Origin of the sequence: Thiomicrospira microaerophila (genome assembly GCF_023278225.1) — a bacterium.
In the GTDB taxonomy this organism is placed as follows: domain Bacteria; phylum Pseudomonadota; class Gammaproteobacteria; order Thiomicrospirales; family Thiomicrospiraceae; genus Thiomicrospira; species Thiomicrospira microaerophila_A.
Genome location: NZ_CP070959.1, coordinates 2,254,332 through 2,273,614 on the forward strand (window position 1 = coordinate 2,254,332; position 19,283 = coordinate 2,273,614).

Sequence of the window (19,283 nt, forward strand, 5' to 3'; positions counted from 1 at the left end):
GTATCCTAAAAACACAAAAGCCCGCAAATCGCGGGCTATAAATTATAAAACTTTAGTCTATTTCAACTTTTTCACTGTAAGCGAGTTTGATAATCGCTGGGTTTTAAAGAACGCCATATCCTCAGCCAAAATATGCGCCTGCTCATTCAAGGTTTCTGTTGCGGCAGAGGTTTGTTCAACTAGGGCCGCATTCTGCTGCGTAACCGAGTCAATTTGGTTAATGGCTTGATGCACTTGAGTAATCCCCAGAGCCTGTTCAGCGGCTGCAGTGGCAATTTCATTAACCCGCTGAGCAACCTCTTCAATCGCATTATTGACGGACTCTAAAGCCTCACCGGACGCACTGGCCAACTGCGTACCCTGGTTAATCCGACCCACCGATTCTTCAATCAAGTGTTTAATATCCTTAGCGGCATCGGCTGACTTCTGAGCTAAGGCTCTCACCTCACTCGCTACCACCGCAAAACCACGGCCATGTTCGCCGGCACGCGCTGCTTCAACGGCGGCATTCAACGCCAATAAATTGGTTTGGAATGCAATGCTGTCAATCAGCGTCACGATCTCAGCAATCTTTTGGCTCGATGCCTGAATACCTGACATCACCTCAATGGTTTCACGCATCACCTTAACACCATCTTGTGCTTTTTGTTGAACATCCTGGGTGATGCGCGCGGTTGCCTGACTATTTTCCCGCGACTGTTCAACCGCTGATGTCATCTGATCCATGGTTGCGGAGGTTTCCTCAATCGCCGCTGCTTGCTGCTGAACGCGCATGCTTAAATCATTGGCACCGGTAGCCACTTCAGCTGAGGCTTGATTAACCACTGCAGACGCTTCTACCGCTTGATTCACCACGGCTGTCAATTTAGTCGCTGTTTCATTGACTGCATCTTTTAATACGCGCAACTCTCCGTGATATTCCTTCTCAATTTTCTGCGTTAAATCGCCACGCGACTGTGCATGAATCACCCGCACAATCTCAGCCATCGCATTTTCAAGCGAGTCCATTGAGGTATTAATATTTTGCTTTAGTCTTGCCAATTCACCAAACGCTTCAACCTCAACGCGATGCTGGTATTTACCTTGATTCATATAGTCCATTACTTCAGAGATACCCTGAACGGTATGATGAAGTTGTGACATGGCTTGGCTGGCTGAATCAAGCATGACCTTAAATTCACCGGATAATTTTGTTCCATCTAACTGAATTGAAAAATCACCTGCTTTAAGTGCAGACATCGCCTTACTCAATTGATTCATGGTTAATTGGATCGATTCTGCACTTTGATTTACACCCATTTTTAGAGTTAACAAATCGCCCTGCAATTCGGTTTGGATCCTTGGCGAAAAATCACCCTTAGCAATATGCGCAATAACATGATTAGTTTCATTCATCGCATCTTGAGTTTGGGCTAAAAGTGCATTGAAGCCTGCAGCCATTTGCCCTACTTCGTCTTGACTGGTTACCTTTGCTCGCTGAGAAAACTGTCCGGTACGGCTTATCGCTAACATCGTTGCTGACATGGAGGCAACCGGGTTAATGACTTTTAGTTGGACCATGACAATCAGCATCCCAACAATCAATATCACAACCAAGAAAATAATAAACAAGGTCAGTAACATCTGGTTGGTTTGCTCTGCAATCATCGCATTTAATTCATCAGCTGGTATCTTAAATATATTACGTCCTAATACCTGCCCCATTTCGTCATAAGCCGGAATATTGATATAAATAGCATTGCCATTCAACATCACCGCCGTTTGATCAGACTCTAAAGCTGGATAGCTCAACGTTTTAAGCTCATCAACAAACTCCGCTGCAAACCATTGAGTATGGCCTACAATATAACGCGAATCATAGCTTGGATTCTGTGACACGGTTTCGGCCAGAGCGGGGTAGCGGTTTTGGATATAAGATTTATCCCACAGCATTAACCAATCAATATTGGATTCAGTTTTGAGCTCACGAACCACCACACCAAAACCACCGGTCACGGCAACAGCGCCAACCACCTTGTCATTGACAATCACCGGAGACACCCCCAACAAAGCCGGGCCTCGACGCGTCAAGGTCACACTGCCGGCAAATTGACGCTGTTCAAACACTGAGCGTACCATTGGATTTCGAATTTCCTCACCGAAACTATCTGGTGCCCATGATTTGATAAAAGAGCGCTGGTTACGATCAAAAATATGCATTTGAATACTGCCGTAAGTGCCTTTCGACGCCGTTCTAAAGTGATCACGCGTGGTTTTCAAGTGCTCAACCGCTTGAGCACGCGGGATATCGCCAGTCAAAGCCTGCTGAACAGCCTGATTTTGAGCTGCCGCCATCGCCACCGCCATCACTGTTTCCACCCGCGCCTGCATACGCCGGTCAATGTCTTGCGCCATCTCTAATTTCGTTCGCTCTAATTGAACCTGCTCTATCGGCTTGACCTGAAACCAATACAATAAACCTCCAAACAACAGTAAGCTGGATATTAACAACAATGCGGTAAAAAATAAGAAGGACGCCTTGAGGCTTTGAGTAAGAAACGACATGACAGCTACTCCGACTAAGGTCTTGACAGATGCAACAACCTTTTGAATTCAAGAAACCGCCAGTAATAACGATTTCATTTGCTAAAATAAATATAATATCAGTATAAAATATATTTATAAAACTAATTTATTCACACTTTAATTATAGATCAAACTAGGACATCATATCGATTCATTTCTTTAGATTAGAAAAGTCTAATAATTCACTTACTGGCGTACCAAGCGTGGCATCTTGACATGCGGTTGAAAGTTAGAACGATAAGGGTTGATGTCCAAACCACCCCGGCGCACATAACGCGCATAAACCGTTAAAGCTTCGGGCTGGCAATGGCGCTGTAGATCCATAAAAATCCGTTCTACGCACTGCTCGTGAAACTCCATATGTTCACGGTAAGATACAATATAACGAAGCAAACCGGTAGGTTCAATCTGTTTTCCTCGATAACTAATCACAACCGTTCCCCAATCCGGCTGGCCGGTCACCAAACAATTCGACTTCAAAAGATTGCTATAGACTGTTTGTTCGACCTCCTTGTCTAAGGTGCTTAAGTAATCAGTATTAAGCTGATAATCATGGATTTCAATATCCTGATGATCTAAGCAAAACGCATCTTCAATCTCACCGACCAAGGCTTGCGGCTCACCAACAAGCTTCATTTTAACTTTAACTTTACCACCACTGGCTGCAGACAGATCGCGGGTTAAATATTCAATTACCTCAGTTTGACTGGCAAAGCGTGACCCATTAAAGGAGTTCAAATAAAGCTTGAAAGACTTAGATTCGATGATATTGGGCGAATCAACAGGAAACTCAAACTCCCCCACCGCGACCATCGGCTTACCCTTTAGGTTCAGCCATGACAATTCATAAGCCGTCCATATATCCGCCCCCCGAAACGGCAGCAGCTCAGGCATCGCTAATTCATCGCGCTTTAGCTTGCGGGCGATAGGAAATAGCAAACCAGGATTATATTGAGAACAATAAACGACATTTTTTCCCAACGGACTTAATTCAACATGACCTTGACCCATAACACCCCTTTTAAACCACAAATAAGTTAACTGTCATAATTTTATCATCTAGCGGTATTAAACTAACATGACAAATTTGTGATATTCGAAAAGGAAATAGAATGCTCAACGCGCTCTTCTGGGGATTTATTCTTACCTTTGGTGGACTTGCGGCTTTATGGCTAGGGTTTATCCAACTAAGAAAACATCCAAAATTTGAAAAGCTAAATAGTCGCCAAGCGAACAAGCGCATGCTTCAATTCAGCTTCATCTTTTATTTCGGCGGCTTTATACTCACGGTTCTACTGATGCTCAGTTAAGCGCACTGTACCGCTGCATACCCATCTTTTAGGGCCTCCAACCAACTGGATAACTGACCAAACCCACGCTGCTGCTTGGCTGCTGGTGACAAAAACAACACAGGCCGATGATATCGATCAAAGGCTTCGATCATCAGTTCAATCCCATCTGCAAAGGTTTTGGTAATCAACCATAAACTATCAATCGCCCGAGTGGTTATAAAAAGACTATGATTCGTTGACTGGGCTTTAACCAGGCCTGGTTGCACCGCAAAATCTTGTTTTTTATTTGCGTAATGACAAGCTACACCTAAACTAAACAAAGTCATTTCAAAATCAAGTTGTTGATTACTAATGGCCTCAAATAGATCACAGACCCGTTCAGGTTTTAAAGCACTAACCCCCTCATTAAACTGTCGATAAGCCTGAGGACGCGTTACCTTATATTGCGCCAATATGCTATCCAAGTTTTCGCGGTAAGCCAACAATCTCCAGTCGTTTCTGAGTGCCAACCTATCGAGCAAGGCCGGCTGATGCGGCACAATCAGGGAAGCACAGCGTTGTTTTTGATTGACCAATAAACTCTGTCCAACTGAGGACACCTTAGCCCCGTACTGGGACGCTGATCTTTGGTAGATTGTTAACATGTTTTTACTCCTTTTTTGATTGCTAATCATTATCATTTATTGTATTATTTAAATCAATTGCAAATGATAATAGTTTTTAACTTTAAGGAGGAAATCATGCAACCACTAAATCTTCCAACTCGAGGCGCGCTTGAAGGCGGTTACATAAAAGCCCTGTTCCCATTGTTTATTAAAGGATTGGAAAATCAAGGTTACTGGAAATCGGGATTAATCAACAGCCTAGGTCAACATGAGATCATTACGCATTTTAATAAGGTTAATATCCATCAAGATCAACAAACTTTAAACTGTTTTACTAATCAAACTCGCATCCAATTAAAAACAAACGAATGGAAATATATTGAATCTTGCTCAAGCAATCACAAACGCCATCTATTTGCATTGGATCAAGCTCGAGATCTTTGTCAGTACTTCAAATCGCTTAACGAAAAACACAGTGAACAGGCAGACGCTCTTGACAGTTATTGCGCGGCCTTTGAAGACCGCGTTCCGCTTATTTATAAGTCCACACCACTAAAACAATCAACCCTTCGGCAACCCATAAAAGGCGAATTTGAACAGGACTGGAAACAAATCAGCACGCTCCACCAAGCGGACAACCTGCTGAACAACTTCCAATTCGACTTTCACCGATTCACCCAAGCGCATAATGACCAACCGGAAGCACTAAGCTCAGAAGATTTTGCTCACCGACTAAGCGGCATTAAGTTGCGAGAAAATAAAGTTCAAATTACCAGTCATAACCTGAGCTGTATGCAATCTCATCACGGAAAAATAATTAACCTGCTTCAACTCAACCAACAACTTATATTGGGTGACGCCGGGTTTAAATGCCAGCTCAACCTCAACGCGATCAAGCACATTTGGCGCTGGCAGCAACAGACAGCTTCAGGCAAACTGGAGCAAATAATATTAGTCGATCAGAAAGGGAAACTGGCACTCAGCATCAGCGCTTGGATTTAACATAACTAATAAAATGCCCTGAGTTCACGGAAATGAAATCAGGGCAAAGATAACTAAAGCAGAAATCTGTCAAACAAATAGATTATTCCAGACAACTGATGGACGTGGCGAATCAATAGACAGGATTTCTTGACCCAAGCGATTAAACAATTTGATTTGATGAATAACCTTATGTCTGCTTGGAATCCGTAACTGCCAAACACCCAATGATGACAAATCACTTAACTCCAACTTAAAACCAGTGTCACGAATAACAATGTGCTGTTCGTCATCAAGACCCTGCTTAATTCGACCCACATGGGCTTGTGTCAGGCATGCATTGCGTGCGGTAAAGGATAAACTTAACCGCTCATTGCGGCAAGTTTCAATCACCTGCAAGATAAATTGACGATCCATTTGCTTGGCAAAATCAGGCGACAAAGCCTGGTAAAGATCCAACAATTGATACTGATGCGCTTTAAAAATACTGGCGGCTTGCTGCGGATGGACTAATTGTTGCCAAGCTTGGCGCACCGCATCCTTATCAATCTGCCTTGTTTGACGACAAGCATTAAATCGTTTGAACCCGATGCTATTTTGGCTTGCAAACGCCGCCACCCAATCCTTCAATCGCTCAGCCAAAACCGAACCCGGCTCAGCCAAAGACCTCAAGCGATAATGGGGCACGCCCGCCCTGTCTTTAAAGTTCAAAAAACACAGACCATCCAACCAATCTACTGCAACAGCATAAATTTTTTGACTAAAAAACGAGGCCTGAATACCCGGCGCTTCGCCCATAATACGCTGCCCCCGGGTTCGCATGCTAGAAAACTGATTCACAACATGGTGCTTTAAGCCTTCAGTGACGAGACAGGCTTGCCAATCACCAAAGACAGACAAACCTTTCAAAAATCCGGCCACGTCGTGATGAACCATCTGTGTCGCAGGTAAAACCTTGCGCTCCAAAGCAATCATTGCTGAACCTCCTACATGAGTGACTAGGTTGCGACCAGTTTACCAAAATTAACACAAATGGCAACTATTATCATTAGCTTTAATAAAGAAAAGATTATTCACCGCTGGCGCGCTTCACTGCTTCTTGATATTGTGCCGGGGTGAGCAGGTCTTTAATCTGATTAAAAACCCGAATCTCTTCTTCGGCTAGGCGGCGCTTCATGGCTTGTAGCTCGTCTAATCGGCTGGCTAATTGCTCTGGGGTTTGACCGTTTTGCACAAAATCCTCAACAATTTTGGTTTCAAAAGCCTTGATTTCATCACGCATGGGCAACACATTTTTCGGCACATAGTCCGTGACCTGTTTAAGCTGCTGGCGCTGCTCAGGGCTCAAGGCTAAATCGCCTTCCAGCGCCATAATAAAACGCGGCACACTGCGTGGACGCAATTCATACGAAATCAATGAATAGCTGTTTTTGCACAAGCCATTCGCCTGTGCCACGTCCTGCGCAGGGGTTTTAGCCTGAACAGCGGAAAATGCCAACATACCGGCGATCACCAGGCCTGCTGCTAAAGGTTTAAATGAAACGCAAAAGCTTGTTTGATTTTTCATAGTCTAATTCCTTTTTTAATGCGCCCGTGGACGAGCGCAGATGATTCAAATGATTAAATAGCTTTAAAAATACACACGCACACCGGCATGAATAAAGGTGCCCGGATCGGAACCGAGTTCTTTATCGACTTTGGCGTTAAACAGGTTATTCACCCCGCCAAAAATTTCTGCTTGCTGCCATTGGCTTGGCGCATAGTTTAGGTTGAGATTCACAAGGGTATAGGCGTCTGTTTCAAGATAGCGGGTTTGCCCCTTTGAGGTTATGCTGTATAGCTGATCGCCAACATGTTGAACATCGACACGGGTTTTAAAACTAGGCGCAACCTGATAATTCACCCCCAAGCGCGCCACAAAATCCGGCGTGTACTCCAAGCGTTGCTGGGTTTCTTTATCCTTGGTATCCAGAAGATTTAACGCCAGATCGATATCGACATCGGAATGCATTTTCCAACCTATCCGCGCGTCCATACCTTGAATCGTCACCGACTTAGCATTTCTAAAACTTAGATAATCTTGGGTGTTTTGGCGCAAAATATTGTCCGAAATTTCAGTATTAAACACCGCAAGATCATAGAACCAGGCCTGGTTACGCCCGCTGATGCCCAACTCAATGTTTTCGCTCTTTTCGGCCTTCAGATCGAACGCCTGTTTGTTAATCGAAGCATCGACCACCTGTGACCCCACAAAGCGACGCCCCTGAGGATTAAAGCGATTGATATAGAGTTCTTGGGCATCCGGTGCGCGAAAACCCTGGGCATAACGCGCGCGCAGGTTCATCATCGGATTCAGTTGATAAACCGTGCCAAGATTGGCGGTGGTCGCATCGCCTCCACTGGTAGTATCGTCATAACGCAGGCCGCCGATAATCGACCAAGGTGCCGACACCTGCCACTCGTATTGGGCAAAAGCGGATTTGTTGTCGAGGGTTTTGGTCGTCATTTTGCCATCACGGTCAAAAAACGCCGCATCGCGCTTATCTTCAAAATACTCCACGCCTGCCAAAATCTGATGGCCGGCTTGCGATGTCCAAAAACTGTTTACACTGTGTTGCTGAATGTAAACCTTGCCATCCCCGGTTAGCCCGGCAGAGTCTTCGCGGCTGGCATACCCCAACTCTTGCCATAAATCAGTCGTGACCTCATCTTGTTTTTTGTAATAAGACAAATCGGACTGCCACTCTAGCCTAAGCTGCTCGCTCAGTTCGAGCTTCGCGCCCACCCCGGTTTCAATGCGCTCGTTATCCATCGCTTGACGATAAGGCACATTCTGCACACGAATTTTTTGATTGTTCTGTGGATTCGTTTGATTGGACTCATACACATTCGCAATACCGCTCGTTTGATGGGTTTCGGTCATTAAACTCAAACGCGCATTCAGCTCAAGCTGTTCGTTCAATTGATGGGTCAGTTTACCGCCTATATTCATCACATCCGCCTTGGCGCGATAGCTGGTATCAACGGCATACTGGTCATCCAAGTTGTTACGCAACTGACCAAAAGGCGAGTTAGGCGGACCTTGCAGTTCCGAAGGACGGCGCTGCTCCCCCCCTTGCCCGACACGAATATTGGCGGTTTCTGTTTCGGTGTAAGCGTCACGGCTTTGCGCACTAAACCAAGCACTATAACCAGTCGCACCCGAACGCCCGCGAAGATCAGCATCAATCTGCACCTGCCCCGCTTCGCCCTTAAGACTCGAACCACCACTCACACTGATGCTCGACTCCATGCCGTCTTGAGGCGATTTGGTAATGATATTAATTACACCGCCTAACGCATCCGAACCATAAAGCGCCGCCATCGGCCCTTTTATAATCTCCACGCGCTCAATGCTGGCAACCGGAATCCGCCCCGAATCATAGTTTTTTGTAAACTCCGACGCGACACGACGACCATCAATCAACAACAACACCCCTTTCGCGCTCGCGCCACGAATCGACATCGCGCGTTGATCTGGGTTCATAAACACCCCTTCACTATGACGCAAAATATCACCAAACGTGGTCGCACCGATGGCTTTAATCGTCTGCTCATCAATCACTTCAACCGACACCGCTGTTTGCTCTAACGCACGTTCGGTTTTAGTCGCGGAGGTCACGGTGATTTTTTCCAACGAAAGATCCGCCCAAGCCGGCACAGAACACAAAGAAACACAACACAAAGCTGCAAGAGGTTTTAAACGCATCATCTTAATCCTTCTACAATAACGAAGCATAAATTAATCACTAAATAACATAGTAATAAAAACTGTTCTTATTATTATAAATATAGATAATAATTGCAACACAATTAATGCGCTTATAAAAAACTCAAATAGCAATACCGTCCAACATTCTTTAATAAAGATGACTCACGGCATATATGCTCATATAAATTCAAGCTATCAAACCAACCTTTATAATAATTTTATATTGGTCAACTTCACATTCGCGTCTTGGTTTCAATGCTATTCGCGACGAGCCTAGCAGGCCTGGCTTGATTCAGACAGGTCTCGCTCGGTATGAGTTTACTGCTTGCATTAAGTTATTGGTATTATTGGATTGGTGCTAACCCTGTGATTTGCGATCGTTAGCCTAGTAAGTCTTGTGGCAAGCTGAGATCCGTCAGTGCAGCGGTATCTATTTTGTTGTACCATTCGATTTAATTTCACCACAAATAAATTTGGAGCTGTTTGTTATGAAAAAATCATTGTTTGCAGTAGGTGTTTTAAGCTTAGGTTTGTCGAGCCTTGGAGCGCAAGCTTCCGATCACGGAGTGAAGCATTTTAAAGGCGTGCCTTCCGAAACCTATGAACAGGCGGTGGCGAATTTAGCAGAATATAATCCCAAGCTGGCCGCCATCGTCGCCAAGGAGTCCTTAACCCCTAAAGACATGGCGGATATTCATCAGTTGACCTATACACTGGAAAATGCGATTGAACGCATCAAAATCCATGTGGAGACCACGGCTGAAACGCTCGAAGAAGTGCATCAAGCCAGTGAAAAAGCACAATACGATACCGCACGCGATCAAGGCCGTATTTATCTAGAACAATCGGGTTTGTTGGTTAGGTAACGTAATTTCAGTCTATAAAAAACGTCCCTTGATTGGGACGTATCGAGCTGGGCGACGATCAAGCCGAACAGATTATCAATGCTCAACAAGGCTTCACGTTGTGATTAATGCCCTATTCAGTCAATACGTAATTATACCATGTAATATTTCAATTTTTACCGTTTTCAACAAAAAAAGCCGAGGCAAGCTCGGCGATAAGGACTAAATGAGGAGACATAAAAAACAAAAAAATGGCAGCCGAAGCTGCCGAGTTAAGGACTAAAGAGACATAAGAAAAACAATAAAAACTATACCAACGCATTAACCGATAAAACTAACCGGCTAACACAGCAGAAAATACCATGGTTGCCAACGAAATAACTAAACAAACAATGACCAAACCCTGCGTTGCCGAGTCTAATTTGTTTGCATCTGTGTTCATAAAGCCTCCAAGTTTTAACTGCTGTAATTGATAACGATTTCTATTATACACAACCAGCAAAGCTTATCAAGAATTATTTTCATTATTTTTAGCGCATTGGAAGAACAAAAAAGCCGAGACAAGCTCGGCTTAAACTAACTAGGAAAACACAAAAAATTAACGAAAATTAATGTTTAGAGCTTGCCGCCAAACGCTGTAAATATTGGTTAATCAGATACATCGCTTCACCGGTTTCACCTTTAAACGCCACCAATTTAACCTGATCCAAAATACCACGGAATAAGACTTCTTCTTCACGCTGTTCAGCAATAAAATACTGCAACATATTAAAGGTATTGAAGTCTTTAAAATCCAATGCCATTTCAGCCATCACATTGATTAACGCAGTCACTTTAAGCTCATGCTCAAAGGCTTTATTAATCACATCCACCAGGTTTTTAAACTCTGTGGGCGGTGCAGCGACCGCACCGACCGTTACCGGCGCATCACATTCAATCAAATAATCAATAAACTTATCGCGGTGCATCAACTCTTCCGGCACATGTTGGCGGAAAAACGCCGCTGCACCCGACAAGCCTTGCGCTTCACACCAAGCCGACATTTGTAAATACAGATTAGAGGCATACATTTCCGCCGTAATCTGCTCATTCAATTTTGCAATCATTTCTGGTTTTAACATGGTTTTCTCCTTAATGACGCGCCCCAACAGCGGGGCATTAACGCCATTATAGATAAAATAAAACAACACAGGGAAGAGAATTAAACCCTGGTTGACGAGAAGATTTAGGTTTAAAACTTATACTTCGCACCCAGCTCAAACGAACGCTCTGGTCCAACATAAATCCCTTGGCGCAGACCCGCAATATAACGTTCATCAGTCAAGTTTTTAACGGCACCAAATACCGCGAGTTGCTGGTTAACACGGTAGTTAACATTTAAATTAGCCGTGGTATAGGCATCAAGTTTACCGCCCCAGATTCCGCCTGCTGCATTAGCTGGAATCTCTTTGGTATTCGCACTATCACCATACTGTTCACCCGTATGATGTATCGCTAGCTCTGTTCTTAAACCGCCCGTTTGATAACCCAAAATTAAATTTGCGATCAATTCAGGTGAATAGCTAATTCGGTTACCCTTGTTATCTCCACTTTCAAATTTTGAAGTTGGGATATAGGTTAAATTGGTGTCAATTGAAAACCCTCCTTGCAAATCAATGCCAAACGCAGCTTCAACACCTTGATGAAGGGTTTTTCCTGCATTGGAACGGGATAGGTTTGGATCAGAATTACCCGTTACAACCTGATTGGAAAAATCCATATGAAAGGCTGTTAGCTCATATCGTATTGAGTCAGAAGCGCCCCTAACACCCAATTCAACGTTAGTAGAGCGCTCTGCTTCGAGTTGCTGGTCAGTTAAGCCATCCAACGCCACGCCGTTTTCAGCTGGTGAAAACGCGCGATACACGCCCCCATAAACCTGTGCCATCGGGTTAAGCTGATAGGTCATCCCTAAACCAGGCAAAATTTCAGTATTTGATGTTGTTTCTGAGTCATTATTTGAAGTTAGCACCAAGCGTTTTTGTTCATAACTTTCAATACGCAGGCCTGGTGTGATCGCTAGACGGTCATTAACCATGAATTTATTTTGGCCGTAAACCGCGTAACTATTGGCTGAATCAATTTGATGGCGATCATTAACCCCAGTTCTGTCTTGAGTGCGTGTTGCACGAATACGAGTGTCGTTTGACTTTTCTGTAAACACACGCAAGCCCATTTCAGCTTCATTGGCTAAACCGAACGCAGCATGATTAAAATTCAATCGCGTGTCCAAACCAACCCGCTCCCAAGTACGGTTGTTACCGGTGAGGCTGTCAGTATAAACCCAGCGGCCTGCTGCATTCGAAGCGGCCGTATCAACACCATATCGCCAATAATCACGCGTTACATCACTCCAATAGATCAGGGTTCGCAATTTAACATCGTCATTCAGTTGAATTTCATGGTTAATATCAAACGCTTTTCTCGTGGTTAAATACCAATCATTCGGCGCAGGATTATAGGTTTTACCCGCTTTATAATCATCCCAAAGCAATCCGCGATATGAGATATTTGCGTCATTCGCGTGATGCGAAAACTTTATCCCCAGCATTTGATTATCGCCAAGTGCCATCCCTGCCTTGATCATGATATCTTCCATATCATAACCCTTGCCCATAAAGCCATCACTCTGAGCCTTAGTGGCAACAATACCAGCAAACGCATCACCCGAGGCAGAACTGCCACCCGCTTCGACCATTGCTTCTCGCATATTATGTGAACCAACACGTCCACTGATCAATACACCATCATCTGGGGTTTTCGTTTGATAGTTAATGACCCCGCCAATTGTAGAAGGACCATAGCGTAACGAGGCTGCACCCTTCACTACCTCAATACTTTCCATACGTTGAATACGTGGATTGTAATAACGCCCATTTCCAATAAACAAACCTGGCGCAACCGGAACACCGTCTTCTAAGATGAGCGATTTAGCTTCAGATGCACTTAACCCTCTCAAACCAATGTTTGCGACCACCGCCGTCTCTTCTTCGCCTTTAATATTGATACCCGGTACGCGACGCAATGCATCTTCAGTAGACAAGGGTTGTTGTAATTCCAGCTCTTCTTTGGTCACAATGGCTACCGAACCCGGTTGCTTAGTAACCGCATCTTCACCCTGACCGATAACATCAATACGCGGCAATTGCTTTGTTTCAGCTATAACAGGCGCGGCCATCGCAGACGCCATACTAATTACAAGTGTTTTTAACGCTAGGTTTCTTTTTGACATGAACTTCCCTCAGATAACTTAGTTAGTTTTTATCAGCCTATTCAACCAGGCCTGGTTGTTTAAGCCAGTTAATATTTTGCGGTTTGGGTTTTACAAGATGCATCGGACAGTCATGACAAGAACACTGCTCACATAACGCCAGTGCACAAGTGCTAAGGCAGGCCTGCTGAACTTTGTCGCGGCTCGCGGTATCTAAACAATGCAGATCCGCAGCGCACAACACGCCAAGTCTAAACAACTCAATCAATTTCGCTTCGGAGAGTGTTACATTTACTGTTTGAGTTTGCTTGGTCACAGCGATACCCTACTTTTTAGCCACAATTTGCTTGCAATGACTAAATGAACTATTTAAATCCTATACAACTTGATATACATAAAAGAATTGATAATAACTATCAATTAGAATCAATAGTCTACTTAAGCCCAAATCAGAAGTCAAATGCAAATAGCTATTAATTTGATAAGAGTTGACATCCTCTATAAATCCGATCCTAAAACATGCAAATTACGCTAACTGTAAACCAAATAAATCAATAAACCCGTCCGTGAATGCTAAAATCTATCTATCCTTATAAGGACAATTGCTCATGACCTCCACCACCCACAAATTCATCCTTACGATCACGCTCTGGTCTGTGTTAGCGGCGGCCTCTTTGGGTTATCATTTTTACAGCCTATGGCAAGCCACCCTTCAATCTGCTGAAGCCGCAGCTAGCGCGACGCTAAATAAAGACCTGAGCTATCGCAACTGGGCCAATTCACATGGTGGCATCTATGTTCCGCCGACAGAACGCACGCCAGCTAACCCCTATTTAAATGTTCCTGAACGGGATGTCACCACCCAATCCGGTAAGGCTTTAACCTTGCTAAATCCAGCCTATATGATTCGAGAAATTCAACTCTATTATGGTGACCAATATGGCAGCAAAACCGTCATCACCAGCCTAAACCCAATCAACCCTTATAATATTCCTGATGAATGGGAGCAAAAAGCGCTGGAATCGTTTGAAATCAAGGTTGAGAAGTATCAATCACTGGATAAGATCGATAATGAACCTTATCTTAAAATGATGGTGCCTTTTATCGTGGATGAAAACTGCATGAAATGCCATGCACAACAGGGTTATAAGGTTGGTGACATAAGGGGCGGCATTGCCACCTATTTACCGATGAAGTCTTTTCTAGAACGTCAATCTAAACGCCGGATAGAACTAAGCTTAACCCATCTTATTGTTTGGATAATCGGGTTACTTGGCTTTATTCTAGCTTGGCGTCATCAAACAAAACTGGATGATGCAGGTAAACGGATTGAGCGTTTGGCACTTTATGATAGCTTAACCCATTTGCCCAATCGGCACCTGGTTAACCAAACGCTGACAGCCCCCCATCCGGCTCGCGCAGGACTTGTGCTGATTGATATTGACAACTTTAAACTGCTTAACGATACACTCGGGCACCATTTTGGCGACAAACTGCTTTATGCCGTCGCTAAGCGGCTAGAAACCCACTATAGTTCAGCGCATTTTGTAGGCCGCTTGAGTGGTGATGAATTTGTGATTCTGTGTGATCAGCTGAAAAATAACGCCTGCATCACTGAGCAATCGCTGGTCGATTTTACCCAGTCTTTGCTAGAAAAAATGAGCAAGCCTTACCTTATTGACCAGCGAGACTATCAGGTAACCTTCAGCGCGGGCTGTGCGGTCTTAGACACCAAGAATCAGAACCCTTCGCAATTACTAAAATTTGCAGAAGTGGCTATGTACCAAGCGAAATACAGTGGTCGCAATACCTATAAACTCTTTCATCAAGACATGCTCGCGCTTGTTAGCGCCCGAACATGGCTTGAGAAGGACTTGCGCACGGCTGTTCTCGAGCAGCACTTTGAACTTTACTATCAAGCTCAAGTTGATAGCAATGGCTACATCTTTGGTGCTGAAGCGCTGATTCGCTGGCATCACCCAAAACGGGGATTATTAAACCCGGTCACTTTTTTACCGACTGCGGAAGAAACCGGATTGATTTTGACTATTGGGCAATGGGTGTTAACCCGTGCCTGTCAAACGCTAAATCAATGGCAAACGGATGCACGGTTTGCACATCTAACCCTAGCCGTGAATGTTAGTGCGCACCAATTTTATCAAGCTGATTTTATCGAACAGGTTTCGCTCGCTTTACAAACCACCGGAGCACCCGCCAATCGACTTAAACTAGAGTTAACCGAGTCACTTTTCGTTGCAGATATTGAACAAGTTATGCAGAAAATGTCTGATCTTAAATCGCTTGGTATTCAATTTTCTTTAGATGATTTTGGCACCGGCTATTCATCGCTGAATTACCTAAAGCGCCTTCCGCTCAACCAACTCAAAATTGACCAAAGCTTTGTGAAAGACATTACACATAATCACAATGATGTTTCCATAGCCAAGATGATTATTACTCTAGCTAAAGAACTCGAGCTGAATGTAATAGCTGAGGGCGTTGAACAAATTGAACAACAGCAAATACTTGCCCAATTGGGCTGCTATTGTTATCAAGGCTTTCTATATGGACGTCCGCAACCGCAAATTGAATTCGAGAAAACGATTCCCTATCTATGAAAACAAAACAAGACCGAAATTTTGACCGACTCGTCGATAAGTTTGCAGAAAAAGTTTATGGCACCCTGAAAGGCGAATGGCGTCTTAAATTACTTAAAGAAGACTTACAAAGGTTTCACGTGAAACAACCAGGCCTGGTCGTTGCGCCGCTTGATATTTGGGATGCCGGATGCGGTTTTGGTCAAATCAGTCAATGGCTAGCTGAATCCGGTCACCAACTCACCCTCTCTGATCTATCAAAAAATATGCTTTATCACGCGCAGCAAAACTTTGAACAAGCTAAGCTGAATGCAAACTTTATCCAAGGCCCAGCGCAAGACTTGGCAAAAGATTTACCCGTATTTGACTTGGTATTATTTCACGCGGTATTGGAATGGCTCGCCCAACCTAAACAAACCCTAGAAACCCTAGTACAAAAGGTTAAGCCTGGCGGCTATCTTTCGCTGTTGTTTTACAATCGAAATGCGATTGTGTACACCAATATGTTAAAAGGTGAATGGCGTTGGCGTATGATCCTTGATGATGCCTATATCGGCACAGGTAAAAAACTGACCCCTCCCAATCCACACTATCCGCATGAGGTCCAGGCCTGGTTAACTGACTGGGGGTTTGACGTTCAAGAACACACCGGCATTCGTGTATTCCATGACTACTTGCGACCGGAGGTGATAGAAAAAAGCGATTTAGATGAATTAATGGCGCTTGAATATCAATACTGTCGCACCCCCACCTACCGTGACATGGGACGCTACATTCACCTCCTTGCCCAACGTAAAGCAAAATAACGCCAACCAATAAAAAACGTTTACATATTAGAAAATAATAATATAATTATATTGAATAAATTGTCCAACCCAATCGTTATCAAGGAAAATACCCATGAAAAACAAATGGCTCTATGCAAGTTTACTTTCCGCTGCGATGTTCAGCACCGCTACCGTGCAAGCTAACGCACTACCTCACTCTCCTTCACCGGCACCCAAAAACGAAAACCATCAAATCCCTCAGGGTCTGTATGTGACCCCACAACAAGCCTACGACATGGTTACCGAGGATAAAAGTGTTATTTTTGTTGATGTACGCACGCCTGAAGAATGGATGTTTGTTGGCTACACCCCTTTAACAAACATTATGCTACCTTCAGTGATGTTTGATTATTCACAAATGGATACCCATCAAAACATGCCACGCTATATGCCTGTTCCGCACCCTAACTGGATTAGCGATTTTGAAGAAAAACTAGCTGACTTAGACGGTGACAACGAAAGTAAAATCATTGTAATGTGCCGTTCAGCCTCTGAACGCGCAGCACCTATGGCAAATGTACTTCATCAATACGGCTATAAGAATGTCTATCTATTACTCGGCGGTTTTGAAGGCGGTGTGGTTCGCGAAGGTGACAAAAAAGGCTTCCGTTTAGTGAATGGTTGGAAAAATGCTAACCTACCCTGGACCTACGACATCCAAGAAGACAAGGTTTATTTCAAAACCTACGGTGTTAAATACTAAAATCACATCGAAATCATCTCAAGCCGCTTAAACGCGGCTTTTTTTATGCGCCCTCGCGGCTTCAGATTTATAATGATCTCCATTTTAATTTGATACGCTAGGAAACCTTATGTCCTTGTTAAAGTTTTGGCAAAAGCAAGCCAAAAAAACTGCGGGTGCTGCCAGCCCGTTCAAAAAAAACCGTTTAAAAACTAAGCTACAAATTCTGACGATTCTTGTCATTTTTGGCGGCGGTTGGTATAGCTATGAAGTCTATATTGCCCGCCCAGCGATGGCATTTGAAGGTATTCCCAAACACCAAGACTGGAAGATGGAGCTGACCACACGGGTTATTCGAAATGAAGCCTTTATGGTTGGTTATTCGGAAATCTTCGGCAACCCTCTTTGGGTCAAGTATCAGGTTCTGCCCAAACCCGATAATATCCAGCGTTTGCCACGACCTGACCGCTTTGTTCACGATTGGCGCAGCCTGCGCTGCTGGTTACATTTCCCCTGTGTAAACCACGATGACTATACCGGAACCGGTTATGATCGGGGTCACATGGCGCCTAACCATGTGATTGCGACTCGCTATGGACAAAATGCTCAACATCAAACCTTTCTGATGACCAACATTACCCCCCAACGCCCCAATCTTAATCGCCGAGCTTGGCAGCGTCTTGAAGAAATTGCCGCCAATCACTTTTCCGATAACCTAGGGGCTTTTTGGGTAGTCACAGGGCCAATTTTTGATGAAAAACCGCAATTCCTACCCGGTTACAAAATGATTGCGATTCCTAAAGCCTTCTACAAAATATTTATTCGCGAAGCTGAGGACCCGAATGAGCCACCGAAAGTACTGGCCTTCATCATGCCGCAAAATCTAAACGGTAACGAAGATTTAAGTGACTTTTTGGTCAGCGTTCGTGACATAGAACAACAAACCGGTTTGGACTTTTTTCACAAGCTCGATGATGCGGTTGAAGCCTATGTAGAAACCCTGATTGACCCACAAAGCTGGCAATTCAATCAACGCATCGCCAACCAGCGCGCACGATACTAAACCAGCAGGCCTGCTGGTTTTTGCTAACGCGATTCAACAGGCACGATCACCAGATAACGGTCAGGGCGCTCGATAATCTCAACCGGTGTTTGATACACGGCTTCAATCGTCGATTGAGTTAGGACCTGATGAACCGGCCCTTGTTGAACGATTTTGCCTTCCGACAATAACAACGCGCGGTCGGCATATTGTGATGCCAAGTTTAGGTCATGCAACACCGCCACGACCGCCATCTTGACATCGCGCGCCAAACGGCGCAGTACCTTAAACACCTGCTGCTGGTGGGCTAAATCCAAGCTGGAGGTGCATTCATCCAGCAACAATAACGGTGGCAAGCCGCCCGTCTGTTCAGCTTGTTTAGCCGCCGTTAATATTTGCGCCAACACCCGTGCCAACTGCACCCGTTGTTGCTCGCCACCGGACAAGGTGAGATAGTTGCGCTGAGCAAAATGACTGACATCAAACAACGCCAACGCCTCGTCTACTCGGCGCTTTACTTCCGCTTTGCCGGCATAAGGAATCGCCATACTAACCACTTCTTCCGCCAAAAACGGGAAATCCAAATGCACCGATTGCGGCATGACCGCACGCAACTGCGCCAACTCACGCGGCGCATAACTGGATAATGGACGTTGATGAAATTGTACGGCGGGCTTATAAGCCTCGAGCTCACCCGCCAACACCTTGAGTAAACTGGATTTACCCGCGCCATTGGGTCCCAAAATCACAAACACTTCACCCGCTTCAATCTCTACTGAAACCTGTTGCAAAATCGCTTTGCCATTCAGCGTTAAATTAAAGTCTTCTACTGAAATCATACTCATC

The 19,283-nt window shown here is 44.4% G+C and carries 17 protein-coding genes; 7 read left to right on the forward strand and 10 right to left on the reverse strand.

Annotated features, from left to right (window positions below; translation table 11 throughout):
- Positions 1-57 precede the first annotated feature (57 nt).
- Both JX580_RS10990 and queF read right to left on the reverse strand, forming a co-directional pair.
- Positions 58-2,544, reverse strand: a complete 2,487-nt coding sequence (locus JX580_RS10990) for a methyl-accepting chemotaxis protein (protein WP_248850583.1) — start codon at positions 2,542-2,544, stop codon at positions 58-60.
- 207 nt (positions 2,545-2,751) lie between these two features.
- Complete coding sequence (gene queF / locus JX580_RS10995; protein WP_248850584.1) at positions 2,752-3,576, reverse strand: NADPH-dependent 7-cyano-7-deazaguanine reductase QueF; 825 nt, start codon at positions 3,574-3,576, stop codon at positions 2,752-2,754.
- 101 nt (positions 3,577-3,677) lie between these two features.
- Between queF and JX580_RS11000 the strand changes: the two genes are divergently transcribed.
- Positions 3,678-3,875 (forward strand): hypothetical protein, encoded by a 198-nt coding sequence (locus JX580_RS11000; RefSeq protein ID WP_248850585.1) that lies wholly within the window; start codon positions 3,678-3,680, stop codon positions 3,873-3,875.
- Here JX580_RS11000 and JX580_RS11005 read toward each other — a convergent pair.
- Positions 3,872-4,501, reverse strand: coding sequence for a hypothetical protein (locus tag JX580_RS11005; protein WP_248850586.1), 630 nt, complete (start codon positions 4,499-4,501; stop codon positions 3,872-3,874). The genes JX580_RS11000 and JX580_RS11005 overlap by 4 nt on opposite strands.
- 96 nt (positions 4,502-4,597) lie before the next feature.
- Here JX580_RS11005 and JX580_RS11010 point away from each other — a divergent pair, with 96 nt between their 5' ends.
- Positions 4,598-5,464, forward strand: coding sequence for a hypothetical protein (locus tag JX580_RS11010; RefSeq protein WP_248850587.1), 867 nt, complete (start codon positions 4,598-4,600; stop codon positions 5,462-5,464).
- A 69-nt stretch (positions 5,465-5,533) separates the two neighbouring features.
- Here JX580_RS11010 and JX580_RS11015 read toward each other — a convergent pair whose 3' ends face one another.
- From JX580_RS11015 to JX580_RS11025, 3 genes are all read right to left on the reverse strand, one after another.
- Positions 5,534-6,418, reverse strand: a complete 885-nt coding sequence (locus JX580_RS11015) for a hypothetical protein (protein WP_248850588.1) — start codon at positions 6,416-6,418, stop codon at positions 5,534-5,536.
- 94 nt (positions 6,419-6,512) lie between these two features.
- Positions 6,513-7,010, reverse strand: a complete 498-nt coding sequence (locus tag JX580_RS11020) for a hypothetical protein (protein ID WP_248850589.1) — start codon at positions 7,008-7,010, stop codon at positions 6,513-6,515.
- A gap of 63 nt (positions 7,011-7,073) precedes the next feature.
- On the reverse strand, positions 7,074-9,194 hold the full coding sequence (locus tag JX580_RS11025; RefSeq protein ID WP_248850590.1) for a TonB-dependent receptor plug domain-containing protein: 2,121 nt from the start codon (positions 9,192-9,194) through the stop codon (positions 7,074-7,076).
- A gap of 488 nt (positions 9,195-9,682) precedes the next feature.
- Here JX580_RS11025 and JX580_RS11030 point away from each other — a divergent pair, with 488 nt between their 5' ends.
- Positions 9,683-10,060, forward strand: a complete 378-nt coding sequence (locus JX580_RS11030; RefSeq protein WP_248850591.1) for a DUF6746 family protein — start codon at positions 9,683-9,685, stop codon at positions 10,058-10,060.
- A gap of 587 nt (positions 10,061-10,647) precedes the next feature.
- Here the strand turns inward: JX580_RS11030 and JX580_RS11035 are convergent.
- From JX580_RS11035 to JX580_RS11045, 3 genes are all read right to left on the reverse strand, one after another.
- Positions 10,648-11,160, reverse strand: a complete 513-nt coding sequence (locus JX580_RS11035) for a ferritin (RefSeq protein ID WP_248850592.1) — start codon at positions 11,158-11,160, stop codon at positions 10,648-10,650.
- Positions 11,161-11,270: 110 nt separating this feature from the next.
- Entirely contained in the window at positions 11,271-13,310 is a 2,040-nt protein-coding gene (locus JX580_RS11040) for a TonB-dependent receptor family protein (protein ID WP_248850593.1), read from the reverse strand.
- 37 nt (positions 13,311-13,347) lie between these two features.
- Positions 13,348-13,605 (reverse strand): hypothetical protein, encoded by a 258-nt coding sequence (locus JX580_RS11045; RefSeq protein WP_248850594.1) that lies wholly within the window; start codon positions 13,603-13,605, stop codon positions 13,348-13,350.
- Between the two features lie 292 nt (positions 13,606-13,897).
- Between JX580_RS11045 and JX580_RS11050 the strand changes: the two genes are divergently transcribed.
- From JX580_RS11050 to JX580_RS11065, 4 genes are all read left to right on the forward strand, one after another.
- The gene (locus JX580_RS11050) at positions 13,898-15,907 is read left to right on the forward strand and encodes an EAL domain-containing protein (protein ID WP_248850595.1); all 2,010 of its coding nucleotides are present in this window, start codon (positions 13,898-13,900) and stop codon (positions 15,905-15,907) included.
- Positions 15,904-16,692: a methyltransferase domain-containing protein gene (locus JX580_RS11055; protein WP_248850596.1), complete on the forward strand. Its 789-nt coding sequence runs from the start codon at positions 15,904-15,906 to the stop codon at positions 16,690-16,692. Before JX580_RS11050 ends, JX580_RS11055 begins: the two co-directional genes overlap by 4 nt.
- 94 nt (positions 16,693-16,786) lie before the next feature.
- Positions 16,787-17,416 (forward strand): rhodanese-like domain-containing protein, encoded by a 630-nt coding sequence (locus JX580_RS11060; RefSeq protein ID WP_248850597.1) that lies wholly within the window; start codon positions 16,787-16,789, stop codon positions 17,414-17,416.
- A 109-nt stretch (positions 17,417-17,525) separates the two neighbouring features.
- On the forward strand, positions 17,526-18,458 hold the full coding sequence (locus tag JX580_RS11065; RefSeq protein ID WP_248850598.1) for a DNA/RNA non-specific endonuclease: 933 nt from the start codon (positions 17,526-17,528) through the stop codon (positions 18,456-18,458).
- A 23-nt stretch (positions 18,459-18,481) separates the two neighbouring features.
- On the opposite strand, the gene JX580_RS11070 is transcribed toward JX580_RS11065, so the two are convergent.
- A complete protein-coding gene (locus JX580_RS11070; RefSeq protein WP_432758394.1) occupies positions 18,482-19,282 on the reverse strand; it encodes a heme ABC transporter ATP-binding protein in 801 nt (266 codons plus the stop codon).
- Between the last annotated feature and the right edge of the window lies 1 nt (position 19,283).